The organism is Petrocella sp. FN5, from assembly GCF_029210395.1.
In the GTDB taxonomy this organism is placed as follows: Bacteria; Bacillota; Clostridia; order Lachnospirales; family Vallitaleaceae; genus Petrocella.
The window spans coordinates 1-14,458 of the sequence record NZ_JARGDP010000064.1 but is presented as its reverse complement, the minus strand read 5'-3'; the positions used below and the strand labels follow the sequence as shown (position 1 = coordinate 14,458).

At 36.0% G+C, this 14,458-nt stretch carries 17 protein-coding genes and 1 other annotated feature; of the genes, 15 read left to right on the top strand and 2 right to left on the bottom strand.

Annotation, left to right across the window (positions count from 1 at the left end):
* Window positions 1–87: 87 nt before the first annotated feature.
* Window positions 88–654, bottom strand: a complete 567-nt coding sequence (locus tag P0N36_RS12375) for an HD domain-containing protein (protein ID WP_275843163.1) — start codon at window positions 652–654, stop codon at window positions 88–90.
* A 273-nt stretch (window positions 655–927) separates the two neighbouring features.
* Window positions 928–1,181: a binding site (T-box leader), on the top strand.
* Window positions 1,182–1,263: 82 nt separating this feature from the next.
* Here P0N36_RS12375 and ilvB point away from each other — a divergent pair.
* Window positions 1,264–2,934, top strand: a complete 1,671-nt coding sequence (gene ilvB, locus P0N36_RS12370; protein ID WP_275843162.1) for a biosynthetic-type acetolactate synthase large subunit — start codon at window positions 1,264–1,266, stop codon at window positions 2,932–2,934.
* Window positions 2,935–3,076: 142 nt separating this feature from the next.
* Window positions 3,077–3,985, top strand: a complete 909-nt coding sequence (gene metA / locus P0N36_RS12365; protein ID WP_275843165.1) for a homoserine O-acetyltransferase MetA — start codon at window positions 3,077–3,079, stop codon at window positions 3,983–3,985.
* 328 nt (window positions 3,986–4,313) lie between these two features.
* Here metA and P0N36_RS12360 read toward each other — a convergent pair whose 3' ends face one another.
* Window positions 4,314–4,523: a helix-turn-helix domain-containing protein gene (locus tag P0N36_RS12360; protein WP_275843161.1), complete on the bottom strand. Its 210-nt coding sequence runs from the start codon at window positions 4,521–4,523 to the stop codon at window positions 4,314–4,316.
* A gap of 134 nt (window positions 4,524–4,657) precedes the next feature.
* Between P0N36_RS12360 and P0N36_RS12355 the strand changes: the two genes are divergently transcribed.
* The 13 genes from P0N36_RS12355 to P0N36_RS12290 form a co-directional block, all read left to right on the top strand.
* Window positions 4,658–5,440 (top strand): ParA family protein, encoded by a 783-nt coding sequence (locus P0N36_RS12355; RefSeq protein ID WP_275843160.1) that lies wholly within the window; start codon window positions 4,658–4,660, stop codon window positions 5,438–5,440.
* On the top strand, window positions 5,433–6,458 hold the full coding sequence (locus tag P0N36_RS12350) for a ParB N-terminal domain-containing protein (protein WP_275843159.1): 1,026 nt from the start codon (window positions 5,433–5,435) through the stop codon (window positions 6,456–6,458). Before P0N36_RS12355 ends, P0N36_RS12350 begins: the two co-directional genes overlap by 8 nt.
* Window positions 6,451–6,996, top strand: a complete 546-nt coding sequence (locus tag P0N36_RS12345) for a DUF6908 domain-containing protein (protein ID WP_275843158.1) — start codon at window positions 6,451–6,453, stop codon at window positions 6,994–6,996. Before P0N36_RS12350 ends, P0N36_RS12345 begins: the two co-directional genes overlap by 8 nt.
* Before the next feature lie 14 nt (window positions 6,997–7,010).
* On the top strand, window positions 7,011–7,289 hold the full coding sequence (locus P0N36_RS12340) for a hypothetical protein (protein WP_275843157.1): 279 nt from the start codon (window positions 7,011–7,013) through the stop codon (window positions 7,287–7,289).
* Window positions 7,261–7,986: a JAB domain-containing protein gene (locus tag P0N36_RS12335; RefSeq protein ID WP_275843156.1), complete on the top strand. Its 726-nt coding sequence runs from the start codon at window positions 7,261–7,263 to the stop codon at window positions 7,984–7,986. Before P0N36_RS12340 ends, P0N36_RS12335 begins: the two co-directional genes overlap by 29 nt.
* Window positions 7,987–8,037: 51 nt before the next feature.
* Entirely contained in the window at window positions 8,038–9,018 is a 981-nt protein-coding gene (locus tag P0N36_RS12330; RefSeq protein WP_275843155.1) for a DUF3991 and toprim domain-containing protein, read from the top strand.
* Between the two features lie 73 nt (window positions 9,019–9,091).
* Entirely contained in the window at window positions 9,092–9,673 is a 582-nt protein-coding gene (locus tag P0N36_RS12325) for a hypothetical protein (protein WP_275843154.1), read from the top strand.
* Between the two features lie 10 nt (window positions 9,674–9,683).
* A complete protein-coding gene (locus P0N36_RS12320; protein WP_275843153.1) occupies window positions 9,684–10,586 on the top strand; it encodes a hypothetical protein in 903 nt (300 codons plus the stop codon).
* A gap of 11 nt (window positions 10,587–10,597) precedes the next feature.
* The gene (locus P0N36_RS12315; protein ID WP_275843152.1) at window positions 10,598–11,155 is read left to right on the top strand and encodes a hypothetical protein; all 558 of its coding nucleotides are present in this window, start codon (window positions 10,598–10,600) and stop codon (window positions 11,153–11,155) included.
* A gap of 256 nt (window positions 11,156–11,411) precedes the next feature.
* Window positions 11,412–12,428: a hypothetical protein gene (locus tag P0N36_RS12310; RefSeq protein WP_275843151.1), complete on the top strand. Its 1,017-nt coding sequence runs from the start codon at window positions 11,412–11,414 to the stop codon at window positions 12,426–12,428.
* A 222-nt stretch (window positions 12,429–12,650) separates the two neighbouring features.
* Entirely contained in the window at window positions 12,651–12,971 is a 321-nt protein-coding gene (locus P0N36_RS12305) for a hypothetical protein (RefSeq protein ID WP_275843150.1), read from the top strand.
* 571 nt (window positions 12,972–13,542) lie between these two features.
* A complete protein-coding gene (locus tag P0N36_RS12295; RefSeq protein ID WP_275843149.1) occupies window positions 13,543–13,737 on the top strand; it encodes a tyrosine-type recombinase/integrase in 195 nt (64 codons plus the stop codon).
* Window positions 13,738–13,890: 153 nt separating this feature from the next.
* A partial coding sequence (locus P0N36_RS12290; RefSeq protein ID WP_275843148.1) for a hypothetical protein occupies window positions 13,891–14,458 on the top strand: 568 nt, incomplete at its 3' end.

Below are 14,458 nucleotides of genomic sequence, written 5' to 3'. Positions count from 1 at the left end.
ATTAGATTTCATTCAACGCATTAACATAGCACAGACTTTCCTAGAGTACAAAAAAAGAAGTAGATTCGAAATACGAATCTACTTCTTTTAAACCAAACTAAATCCCATTTTATTCAGCTCATGTTCCCACTCGACAATGCCTTGAATCACATTTTCCATGTGGGTGTCTAGATTGACACCTAAATCATCTGCACCTTTAATAATCAAGTCGCGATTGACAGCTCTAGCAAAAGCTTTATCTTTGAATTTCTTTTTAATGGATTTCAGTGGAATACCATCAAAACTTTTATCCGGCCTTACATGGACATAAGCGAGAATAAAGGAAGATAGGCTATCAACGGCAAAAAGGGTTTTTGAGATCAAGGTATCACGTGTCTCCAATTCCAACTTACCGTGTTCCTCAATAGCCGTCAATGTAGATTCAGGTAAATCAAGGTCTTTTAGATATTTACGTGCATGCATAGGATGTTCTTCGGGATGTTTATCAAAATCAATATCGTGCAAAAGACCGGTAAGACCCCACAGATCCACATCTTCATTATATAGCGAAGCGTAAGCACGCATAGAACCTTCAACCGCCATACAGTGTTTGACTAAGCTTTCCGAGGTGACATGTTCTTTTAGAAGTTCGAGAGCAGAAGTTCTTGTAAGCATATAAGCCTCCTTGTAATATAATCATCAGATTAAAATCTCAAAACTAAGTTTCACTAATTTACATGCAACAGATAGATTACGTTGATACATTCGTAACTATATATTGCATATAAAAGTTCAACTATGTAGTTTTGATTCTTTAATCTTTCTAAAGTATACTAAATAAAAGGCAAGGTGACAACGGGAAAAAGAATTTATCGATTCAACGCGTCAATTTATAAGTGAAAAAAATAACAATACTTGACAAGGCTTTATAAATCCATTAGAATGATAAAAAATGCAATGAAGAGGAAGAGTACTATATAATCGGAAGCAAAGAGAGAGGGCGATGCTGGGAAGTTCTCGTGAAGATTTGTAGGAATGTAGCCTCGGAGCAGTGAACTGAAATCTAAGGAGTAATCTAAGGAGATTAGGCTTCATCGGTAGCCCACCGTTATGAGGGCGATAATATCGGATTAGATCTCGTATTATTTGAGCGTGCGCAAGCAAAATTAGGTGGTACCGCGGAGTAACCCTTCGTCCTAAATGATAGGATGTATGGGTTTTTTTATATTTTGACACTTTAACCATATGTTATAGTTAGAATAGAGATTGGAAGGAGTAATCACTATGAAATTAAATGGAGCGCAGATCGTAGTAGAATGTCTTAAAGAACAAGGGGTAGATTATTTATTCGGCTATCCGGGTGCGGCAACAATAAACATATATGATGAACTGTTCAAAAACAGGGAACATATAACCCACATATTAACATCTCATGAGCAAGGTGCTTCTCATGCAGCAGATGGTTATGCCAGATCAACAGGCAAGGTCGGCGTCTGCCTTGCAACATCAGGTCCTGGAGCCACCAATCTGGTGACAGGTATTGCAACAGCTTATATGGACTCAGTACCGATGGTAGCCATCACCGGAAACGTTAGCATACCCATGCTTGGAAAAGACAGTTTTCAAGAAGTAGATATTCAGGGGATTACCTTTCCGATTACAAAACATAACTATATGGTTAAAGACATTAACATTCTTGCAGATGTTATTCGAGAAGCCTTCTATATTGCAAAATCCGGTCGACCAGGCCCTGTCCTCATAGATATACCAAAAGACATCACATCTATGACGACAGATTATATAAAAAAAGAGCCAAAAGTATACGATAAGCCTCAAACCCTTCATATTCCTGAGAAGCTTGTTGAGATTATTAATAAAGCCAAACGTCCCATGATTATTGCTGGTGGTGGCGTTATAAGAGCCGGTGCCAGTGAAGCCTTAATGACCTTTGTAGACAAGACCAAAAGTGCAGTCGCCAATACGCTTATGGGTATTGGAGCAACACCCTATAATCATCCAATGTATACTGGTAACATTGGTATGCATGGCTCATTAACATCGAATAGATTAATCAACGAATGTGATTTATTGATGGTTATTGGCGCTAGATTTTCTGACCGAGTTGTGGGCAATGAACACAAATTTGCCAAAGAGGCAACCATTGTACACTTTGATGTGGACCCGGCTGAAATCAATAAGAACGTCGTTGTTAATGAACATGTTATTGGTGATATAGAGACGATTCTTATGTTGCTTAATGAGGTCATAGCAGTTAAAGAGGTACCTGAATGGGTAGACCATGTTTCTTATATGAAGAAAGAGTTTGGTCACAAGGTCAATTATGATACTGTGAATGTACCACATGTATTAAAACGTATCGCTGCACATTGTAAATCAACAGATATTGTGACCACCGATGTTGGACAACATCAAATGTGGGCGGCACAACATTATCCCTTTATGTTTCCAAACAGGTTCCTTACATCAGGAGGACTAGGTACCATGGGGTATGGACTTGGAGCAGCCATGGGCGCTCAGTTTGCCAATAAAAAAGATCGTGTTGTCATGATTACAGGTGATGGATCTTTTAAAATGAATTTCAATGAAATCATTACTGCGGTAAAACATAAGTTGCCAATTAAGATCTTCATCATGAACAACAATGCTCTTGGCATGGTTAGACAATGGCAAAATCTTTTCTATGAAGATCGTTTTTCATCAACAGACCTTGGTGAGGATATTGAATATATAGGATTTGCAAAATCACTGGGTGCAGAAGGTTTTGTTATAGACTCAGTAGAGCAGATTGATGAAGTCATTAAAAAAGCCTTCAGTTCTAACAAAGTATCGGTTATCAATTGTAGAGTAGCAACAGAGAGTAATGTGTACCCAATGGTGCCACCTGGATATGCGATTCATGAAGCCATTGATCAACCGGACCAAATAGGAAAATAGAAGATAGGGGCTGTGAGTAACAGTCCCTATCTTTAGGATTATTCGAAAATATGGATCAAGCGTCTAGTCTTTACGAATTATGCATTGAAGTGTATACTATTATTCATAGTATTTTTTGAAAAAAGAGAAAGTCGGTGAAAACATGCCTATTAAGATTAATAATGATTTACCAGCAAAGCAAGAACTGTTGGATGAAAATATATTTGTCATGGATGAGCATCGGGCCCATACACAAGATATCCGTCCTCTTAAGATTGTGATTATGAACTTGATGCCTTTAAAAGATCAGACAGAACGACACTTACTTAGGCTACTGAGTAATTCGCCTTTGCAAGTGGAAATAACCCTACTTGTACCGGAGACCCATCAGTCCAAAAACACCTCTACAGATCACTTGATTGCTTTTTATACAACCTTTAAAGAAATCAAAGACCACAAGTATGACGGTATGATTATTACAGGTGCACCTATAGAACAAATGCCTTTTGAAGAAGTTACTTACTGGGAGGAATTGACTCGGATTATGGAATGGACAAAGACCAATGTCACATCAACCTTCCATATATGTTGGGGTGCACAAGCGGGCTTATATTATCATTATGGTATTGGTAAATACGATCTAGATGAAAAAATGTTCGGCATCTTCAAGCACAAGGTTGTCAAATCACATTCACCCCTACTTAGGGGCTTTAATGATGAATTTTTGGTACCACATTCAAGACATACCAGCATACACAAAGCACCAATCATAGCAAATGAATTTCTAGAACTCCTGGCTGAATCCGATGAGGCCGGCGTCTACATTGTCAAATCCGTAGACAACAAGCAAATATTCGTAACCGGTCATTCAGAATACGAAGCTGATACTTTGAATCAAGAATATGTTAGAGACAAAAATAAAAACCTGCCCATTAAGATGCCCATCAACTATTTCCCAGGTGACGATGACCATAACAAGCCGGTCAACACTTGGCGTAGTCATGCTCATCTGCTATATGCCAATTGGTTGAATTACTACGTTTACCAGGTTACACCATTTGAACTTGAGTAGAACGTGCAGAAACACTAGGTTTTACAAGGGTTACAGCGATTTTGGAAACACGCAAGTTATCGTAAAATATCGGAACTTATGGTGCAAAATTGGTGCCAAATGGTGCAGAATTGGTGTGAAAAACAGGGAAAAATTGGTGCAAAATCATACTGAAATTAGATTAAAAATCTACAAGAAAAATGCAAAATAATATCCATGTTAATTATTTGAAAGTGTAAGCCAATAATAAAAATAAGCCATCAAAAAAGAAAAAAGCTATTGAGTCAAATGGAAACAGTGACATAAATCCATTTATTCGATAGCTTTTTTTGGTTGTATGATAATTGATTCAATTACTACCTTTTTTTATAAAGGAAGCTACAAATTCATAGTCTAAGACTTCTGCAATCGCTTCTAATTCTTTCATTGAAAAATTATCCCGTCGTAACTTATTAGCCATATTTTGATTTGAAGTACATAATTTTGTACTTAACTCTTTTATGGTCATATTCTTTTCCTTCAGTAGTGCTCTTATTTTCTCAGCCATGCTCAATTTCATAGATTTTCACCGCCTAAAGAAATAATACATTATTTGGTGAATACATACAATAGAATCCAAAACGGACGAAACATTGCGTGTGTTAACTAAATAGTGTATTTTCGAAGTATAACATGAAAGAGGAGGAGAATCACATGACGAAAGTAATCGGAATAGCTGCGCAAAAAGGGGGAGTCGGTAAATCAACAACGTGTAGAAACTTAGCCACTGAACTGGCCAATAGAGGCTACAAGGTATTGGCAATCGATTGTGACAATCAAGCCAGTCTAACAGATTGTTTTGGTATTTCCAAACCGGAGAATCTGGAATATACCCTTTATCACTTAATGATGGATGTCATGATGGAGAAGGATATACCCAGTAAAGAAGCCTATATGGTTCAAAAGGAGGGTATTGATATCATTCCCAGTAGTATTGAACTTTCAGCAATCGAAATCAATCTGGTTAGTACCATTAGCAGAGAGTATGTGCTTAAGACCATTATAGATGAGATCAAAGGGGAATATGATTATGTTTTGTTGGATTGTATGCCTTCTTTAGGTCTCATGACCCTAAATGTATTAGCAGCTTGTGACAGTGTTCTAATACCTGCTACACCGGAATATCTTTCGGTTAAAGGATTGGAACTATTATTAAAAACAATTTTCAAAGTTAAAAGGCGTATTAATTCGGCTATAACCTTTGAAGGTATTCTTTTGACCATGTTTGATGAAAGGACCAATCTGGCGAAGAATATGATGGATATGATTGAAGCATCCTATGGTGAGCATATCAAGGTTTTTGCAACGAAGATTCCTAAATCCGTTAAAGTAGGAGAAGCCAATCTACAAAGTAAAAGCATTATGGATTATATGCCAACCAATAAGGCTGCTATAGCCTACCAAGAATTTACAAAGGAGTTGATAGGAAATGGATAAGAGCAAAACCAAAAAAACAGAAAGCTTTGCCTCAATTTTTGGTGATGACTATAGCGCATCACCACCGGATAAGAAGGAAGGCGCCATAGAACTTAAACTGGAGCAGTTGGTACCTTTTCAGAATCATCCTTTCAAGCTATATGAAGGGGAACGCTTCAATGAAATGATTGAAAGTATTAAGAATTATGGCGTGATCGTACCCATTGTGGTTCGGAAAAAGGGTTTGAAGTATGAAATCCTAAGTGGTCATAATAGAGCTAATGCAGCAAAAGAAGCAGGTCTAGAAACGATACCAACAGTCATCAAAGAAGGACTGACAGAAGAAGAAGCAATCCTTATAGTCACTGAAACAAATCTGATGCAGAGGTCCTTTACGGATCTGGTACATTCAGAGAGAGCGACGGTGATAGCTACCAGGCACAATGCAATGAAGAATCAAGGTGTGAGAACTGATCTATTAAATGAAATAGAAAGGTTATCTAAAGCAAGTTCGGGATTAATTTCAACTTCTCGCCCAATGGGCGAAAAGTTGAAATCTGATGAAAATTTAGCAAAAGAATTTGGAGTCTCACCCCGTAATGTTTCCAGATATTTGAGAATTTACAAACTAAAAGATCCCCTAAAACAATTGGTCGACGAAGGCAAAATCGCAATGCGAGCCGGAGTCGACCTTTCTTATTTATCAGCAGAAAATCAGGAAATGATTGAAGCTATTGTTTCAGAAGATACTTTTAAAGTGGATATGAAAAAAGCTTCCATCATAAGAAATTATGAAGAAGAAGGAAAGCTTAATTGGAAAACGGCAAAGTCTATTATTACCGGTGAAGCATTGAGGGATCCCAATAAGCAAAAACCCGTAAAGATTCAACCCAAGATCATCAGCAAGTACTTTAGTCCAAGTCAAGAGATCAAGACGATTGAAAAAATCATTGAAAAAGCACTTGAAATGTATTTTCAAAAACAACAAGAATCTGTAAATCTAGTTGAAGAAGAAGAAGGGGATGAGATAGGTGGATAACAGTAACCCAAAAATAAATAAGTTAGAACATCAAGAGTCGTCTGCGGATGGCTCTAATTTATTGCATGAAAACTATTTGAAACTACAGAAGGTGGCCAAAGGTATTCTATCGGATAGATATTACTATTTAAAGTTAAAGGCACCTGGATTTATGGATCTTGTGATAGAAAGGATTTGGGATAACAGAATTTCTTTATCCCACTACTATCAGCAAAACGGTGATCTAATGGCAGATCCGGACATGGAAATCATTGTAGACCATGATGGTGAAATGGTAAAAGCAGCAATATTTAAGCAAGACAACTTAGGTATTTATCAATCGGCTTATCAAGGGGATGTATTGGTGGATGATAAATTGGCAAAAGAATTAAATGATTTCTTAGGTCAATGGCTAACAAATATTATGGAACAAGGACATATCCCTTATTCGGCATATTATTCTTCCGAGATGTCTTTAGTCGTAGGAGATGTAAGCTTTGATGAAGAAGGAAATGAGATTGTACCGGATACCATTGAAAGTGATGAAATGGAAATATAGAAAGAGGTGAAACAATGAGAACAGAATTGATCGAAAAAACAGAACTGGACCGAGTTCTTGAGCTGATGTGTCAAATACTTGGACTTCAAGAAGCTTCAGAAAAAGTAGTGGTAGAAATAATCAAAAAAGTAGGTATAAAAGGATTTTTTAACAATGTGAATGATTTAGAGGTAACAGATCTTGAAAAGAAAAGCATCATGGCACTGAAACTTGTAATTGAGACAAAAGAAGAAGAAATCGCAAATAGGGAAGGGGTTGATACAGATGGCAACAAAGCAAGTCTATACAGATAGTTTTTTTGAAAGCCTAAATAAGCTAACCGGAATTCCTATGCGTAAGATTAAGGATTATGCCAAAGAAAACAATCCTTTTAACATCTTAGAACATCCTATGGTGGTTGAACCAAACGATAGGCAATTAGAAAAAATCGGGAAGCTTAAAGAATTCTTAGCCTCCTATAATGTCTTAAAAATGACCCAAGAGAATGAACGTATAAAATTCACATCACCCCAAGATGCCGGTAAGTATTTCACATCCATTCTAGGTGGGATGAAAGATAAAGAACGGATACTCGTAGCGTTTCTTGATAACAGCAACAGTATTATTGAAACAAAGATCATCTCAGAAGGCGGCATCAATATGTCCATAGTTTATCCAAGAGATATTCTTAAGATGGCCATTGCAAATGATTGTAGCAATATATTAATGGCTCACAATCATCCAGGTGGTAGTACCAACCCCAGTAAAGAAGACATTGATTTGACCCAAAGAATTGTAAATATTTTTAAGCCCTTAGACATTAATGTGATTGATCATATTATTATTGGCGGATACAGTTTTAGTTCTATGGCTGAAAACGGTATCTTACCAAGTAAATCCATGGACTTGGCCAATTATCAACCTATCACCTTGCCGGAAATAAAAGAAGCATCTTATGCGTACAAGAGACCTGAGGACGTTTTAAGTATTGAAGAAGAAATGGAGTTATAGAAGAAACTAATGTTATAAAAATGTGGATGACTTGACCTTGGAGGTGATTATTTGGGAATAAGTCAAAAGAAATTCACAGACGAACAAATTGAATTGGCAAGTAATATCAACATCATAGCCTATGCTCAGAGTAGAGGTTATGATTTGAAACGAATCTCCAATAATACCTATAAGATACCCGGATATGGTGGTCTTTTTATTAGTGGTGATGGTAGTAAGTGGAACTGGTTCTCTCAGAATAAAGGTGGTGGGATTATTCAGTTTGTCATGGAAATGGAAGGCAAGTCTTGGGTTGAGGCAGTCGGAGATCTACTGGGCATCTCGGATGTTGAACTACCAACCATACCAAAGTTGAAGCCTATAGTGACTAAGGGAGAAATGCAGCTATCAAAGAAAAATGATACTTACAAGCACCTGTTTGCCTATTTGATTAAGTCGCGGAATATTGAGACGTCAGTTGTCACGGAATTTGTGGATGAGAAATTGATCTATGAGGATTACCATAATAACTGTGTTTTCGTTGGTTATGACTTAGAGGGCAAACCTGCGTACGCAAGTCGACGTAGTTCGAGAACAACAGGTGAGAACTTCAGAGGCGATGTTAGGAACTCAGATAAGTCTATCCCCTTCTATTATCAGGGGAAAGGGAATACAGTCTGTGTCTTTGAAGCGCCAATTGATTTGATGAGCTATCTGTCACTTCTAAAACTACATGGTATTAAAAACTTTAGCCATCATATGATTTCTTTAGGAGGCATATCGGATAAAGCACTCGATGGATTTTTAAAAAGCCAAAGCGACATTGAAAAAATAGTGCTTTGCTTGGACAACGATGTAGCCGGTAATACAGCATGTCAGATCTTGAATGCAAAATACAAGACAAATTATGAGATTGTGCGACATGTACCAAAAGGGAAAGATTTTAATGAGGAATTAAAAAATATGAAGAACGCGATGATTGGCATGGCACGGGAACCACCTGAAGACTATAAAGAGTTTCAAGACTTTGAGGAGGAGATGGAGATGGAATGATTGCCTTATCAACACTCTAAGTCGCGAAGCACCAGTTTAAACAATAAAAAAATAAACTAGAAATGAGGCGTCTATGAAAGAGACAAAAGAAACTCAAATGAATCAAAATCAGAACCAGAACCAGAACCAGAATCAAAATAAGAATCAGAAGAAGAAAAAAATGGCAATGATCCTTGGGATTATTGCTATTTTACTGCTTATGAGTATTTTTGTGATAGCACCAATTTTAAAGGGAACGTTTAATAAGAACATACCCACACAGCCGGAACTGGATAGAAATGTAACAGGCAGTGGAGATCATCAACAAGATAGCGACCCTGATGAAGAAGCATTATTACAAGAAGAAGTTACGAAGAACACACTCAATGCTAGAATTGCTTCAGCCTTACAACCGGACGAGAATGGATTGATTTATCTCTCACTAAAGAACAAGTATGAAGATAAGTTGCTACAAGTCGTCATTGTTAATGAGGCAACGGAAGAAATCTATTATACAAGTCCGGTACTGGAACCAATGATGGATATTGAACACGACAAAATCACAAACCATCCCCCAAAAGGTGAATACCCTTGTATTGCATATTTTTACTACTACACACTGGACGAGGAGCCTATTAGCCATGTGGGCGCGCAAATCAAACTAATTATAGAATAGGAGAAACTATATGAAGAGAATAGTATCAGTTATGACACTCATGGTCATTATATTAAATATGATGGCTTTATCTGCATCAGCCAATACCAACAAGGTGGAGTTAACAGGAGAAATCATGTCTACAGTTATTGATGTGGACATTCCAACGACAGCAAGTTTTATTATTAACCCGAATCTTCCAGAGGGAGACCCAGGCCGGTATGTCATGCCATCACTAAACATTACCAACAACACGACAGCACCGGTTACAGTGACCATGACCGGCTTTGATAACAAAGTAGGAACAGCAAATCAGTTCACAGAAGTAGTGCGTGATGCTAAAGTGTGGGATCGACTAGGTGCCATCGGTTCAGCCAGCTTTATCTACCTAGGTATGATCGCTGAAGACAATCAAACTGCCTTTTTGAACCATACAACACTGTTATCCGAGGTAACGGCTGATCAAGTGCAACTCGAGAACAAAGAATTATGTCATATCAAATCTGGTCGCACTGTGATATTGGACTTGGAATGCCAATCTGGATCTGCATTTCAAAGTGAAGTGACCAGTGTCTATGAGATTATATTTTTAGTGAGTCTGTATGAAGGAATTGAAGATGCCCAAGAGCCTGAGGAGGTTACGCCAAGCATCACAGGTATAACAAGCATCGCTATTGACGGAGTAACGGATCAACTAGATTTCACAAAATCTGCGACTTATCATATTTACAAAGGTAATCCTTTAAATGCCTTGTTTACGATTACAACTTCCTCTGAAGATGTAACATATGTAGCTAACTATAAAGAATATACGGGATCTCAAACATTAACTATTAATTGTATTGATGGGTCTACCCCAGGTTCATATTATGTACAATTAGATCATGATTACAATGGTAACCCAGTCACAGTTAAATATGTCTTTTATTGGTAGGAGGTATCAAGATGAAAAAAATTATATTAATCACAATAGTACTGGCAATGCTTTTTAGTATTACAGCAAACGCACAGACCAACGTAACTGAACTTACAGGCACCATTCAAGCTTCAATTTTAGATGTGGACATACCTACCCTTGCTTCATTCACAATCAATCCAAACGGCCCAACGTTTAGTTCTCCGGATCTTATCATTAGCAATAACTCAACGATGCCGGTTACGCTTAGTATTTCTGGATTTAATAACAAAGCAGGTTCAGACAACCAGTTTATTGAAGTGGGTAGAGATGATAAAGACTGGGACAATCTGGGAATCAGCCAGTCTTCAAAGTATATTCACATAGCAATTGGTGCAAAAAATCCAAATGAGATGGGTTATATCATCAACAGAGAATGGCAAAATGATGTATCAGCCCATGATGTTCAGGCGGGTACTATTGAGTGTGGATCTATGGCACCTTTTAGAAATGTAACACTGAAGTTCACAGGTGAGTATGGAAAAGCATTCCAGCAGACTTTTACCACTACCTATGATCTTATGTTCTTAGTATCAATTATGGAATAAGTAAGAGGCTTTCGGGCCTCTTTTCCAAAAATTAGAATGACATTCTTCACAGGTATGCTATAATTTTTATGAGGGTAAGAAACTTTCTTATTCAGTATCTAAAATAAAACCGAATAAGAAAGCTCTGCTTTCATGAGGGCAAGCTTCCCTTTTGTCCGACAAAAGGTACTTGAAAAGTGGGAGTATCCCACGCCCTCGATGTTTTCAATACGTATAGGTAATTGACAGATGAGTTATATATATGAAAGAGGGAACCATGAAATTAGAAACATTTAAAAATCACTATATGTTACGGCCAGAGCAGACAGTTGTTATCAATCGACCATTTGAATTAGATGGAGAGGAGATGCATCTTTTAGCTCTTACCTATAAGGATAATTCTTATACGCTTTGGGTAATGGATTGTTTATCTGAAGAGAAGGATGATTCTAAAATGGTATTTGATCCTTCGAAGCAAACAAATAGAGAATCTCATGAAAGAAGCAAAATGTTTACCACAAGATCAATAGAATCTTTAGAAGTTGGTGAACATATTTTTGAGTTTAATCGTTCCTCTACAGAGTCATTTCAATTTCCAGGTGACCAGTCTTTACATAAACTGCAATATTTCATAGAACAAGGGATAGAATTATCTCGTTGGGATAATGTTCCTCTTAGTAAAATGCAATTAACTGCTCATATGAATTCAGAATCCGTTCCAATGGTTAATATGAGCTTAAAAGATGAACTCTTAAAGTTGAAGTTTAGAACTTACCATAAAGAAGCAGAAGTGTTTTATAAATACAGTCTAAATTTTAATTTAGATGCACCCGTTGAATTGAAGTACAATAATCCATTTGAGGAAAAAGATGAATCTTTTTATGTTCAGGGATTTGAAATATATAATTTAGAGAAGTATGTTGATTCTATGGAAAATAATGATAAATATAAAGACGTGCCAAAAGAAGACCTAGATAGAATGATAGATCTGATGACAAATTTCTTTGAAGATTTAAAGCGTAAGAATTCAAGTCTAGTTTTAATGACTTATGAAGCAGATATAGGTTTGTCTTTTCAATCGACTGGATACTTGGATAAAAAAATAGAAAAATCTTCCGGTAATTCCAGTAGAGCAATGGGGTTCATTTTCAAACCGGATGAAAAAACTGGAGAATATGGGAAGAAATTATTCGTTACTTCCTTTCAAGATGTTCCTAATGATAAGTTAGATATCATTGAATTTGAACTTCATTCTGTGTCAAAGATATATCCAGAAAAGATTGTAATGGTTTGATATTATAAAAAATATTTGGTCTAAAACATACATTATAGGCATATTGTGGGAAATTAAGGTATCAATTCCCCGACAAATTAAAGGTTGAAGTTCAGAGATTGTTGGATGAAACACAGGTATTGTTTAATTCATTGATGCAAGGATAGTTTGAGTAACTGGTATGACAAAAAGAGCATATATTAAAGGAGTCAATAAAATAATATTTGAGAAGAGGTGAATTGTGTGGACAAATCTACTATTAGAAATAGTTTTATTGAGTATTTAAAAGCTAATTATAACTACGCACGACCTGAAATAATGGCAAGTAATGTGTTTTATGCATTTAATAATCCTATCGGTATGGATTTCTGGAGCATTTTCGAAAGTGAAGCAAATTTATTAAAAGGTAAATATTTACTTGAAATGAAATTTATTGAAGTAAATAGAAAAAATCCACGAGGTCATGCAAGTGTACATTATGGATGCTGGATCAAATTCAAGGAATTCTTGGATCAACGATATAACGGTGTTTCAAAATTGCGTGATGATAATATGTTATTTTAATATAAGACTTTTCTAGTTATTACCCAGACAAACCAAAGATTGAGGTCAAAGGACTACAGGAGAGAGTAGAGTGTGATTTACTCATTAAATTAGGTTTAGAATTTTTCATGCAGCTTCAGATTATAAGTTGTATAACAATATATTTAGGCTTATAATATAAAACAAAGAAAACATTGAGGGATGTTATATTTGATTGAGATAAGAGGGTAATTATATTGGGACTGCGAAAGTATTTTCAAAGTATATTCATAAGATTAATATTATTAAAGGTATGCTAATTTAAAATGTGATTAGTATGCCTTTTTATGTACAAATTATTGTAACATACTTGCATAATTATTCAGCCAATTCTAAGAATCACTACCGAGATGATTCGTAGCTATTTGAAGGAATATCAACTAAAGAACAGGTGTAGAAAGGTGACAGTAGATAAAATGAGAAGAAACTTATCCAGTTTTTTCTCATGGCTAGAGGATATAAACTATATAATTAAGAACCCTAAAAGCGTATTCATAAAATAAAGGTTAGTTCAATAATAAAAGAAATCATATCTGATGAGAACATCAAACTCATGAGAGATGATTGTCAATCATCACGTGATTTAGCAATGATTGACTTATTGTATTCAGCAGGTATCAGAGTTGGTGAACTGGTGAATCTAAATATAATTGATATGAACGTTGAAGAAAGAGTTTGTATTGCATATGGTAAAGGCGATAAGGTAAGGCGAGTTTACTTTGATGCCAAGACCAAATTGCATATTTAAATACCTTGAGGAACTTAACGTTAAAAATCCAGGACTTTTTGTATCTTTGAACAGACCACAGGATAGATAAAAGGTTAATGGTGCAGAAAGGGGTGATAAGTATTATACACGATAACTATATGAACAGTTCATCAAGAATAAATTGGAGGTTTTATGAATAAAGATAACTTACAGCAAATATTCGATAATTATATGACTAGGTTCGAAGTTATAAATACTAAACATGATGAAAATTATAAGTGGGCAGTAGCAAAAAAATTTCGAACTTTGATGGATCAAGCACTATCTAAAGAAGGCGAAGAGTTTGCTGAAATACTATCTCAAGCTAAAGTTGCAACTCGGAATATTATAGATAGCTATATTCAACCCTTTCAAGGTATGGTCTTTTTTGCAAAGAAAGAACCTGAAACAGTTAAAAAGATGTTTCTAGACTTATATTCTGATGATGAAGGATTATTAGCTAAGCAAGAAAAACTCATTGAAGATTTCTTCACTAAAAGTGATGAATTGCTAGAAAAATATACACCAGATAGTTTTCTTTATAAACAAGATTCACATGCGGTATCCTCATATTTGTTTTTATATGATCCTAATAAACATTATATGTATAAAGCAAGCCATTCTAAAGCTTTTGCAGATTGTATTGAGTTCTATGATGACTGGGGAAAAGGAAGAGATATTAAGTTAATAACTTATCACAGAATGTGCGATGAGCTATTAG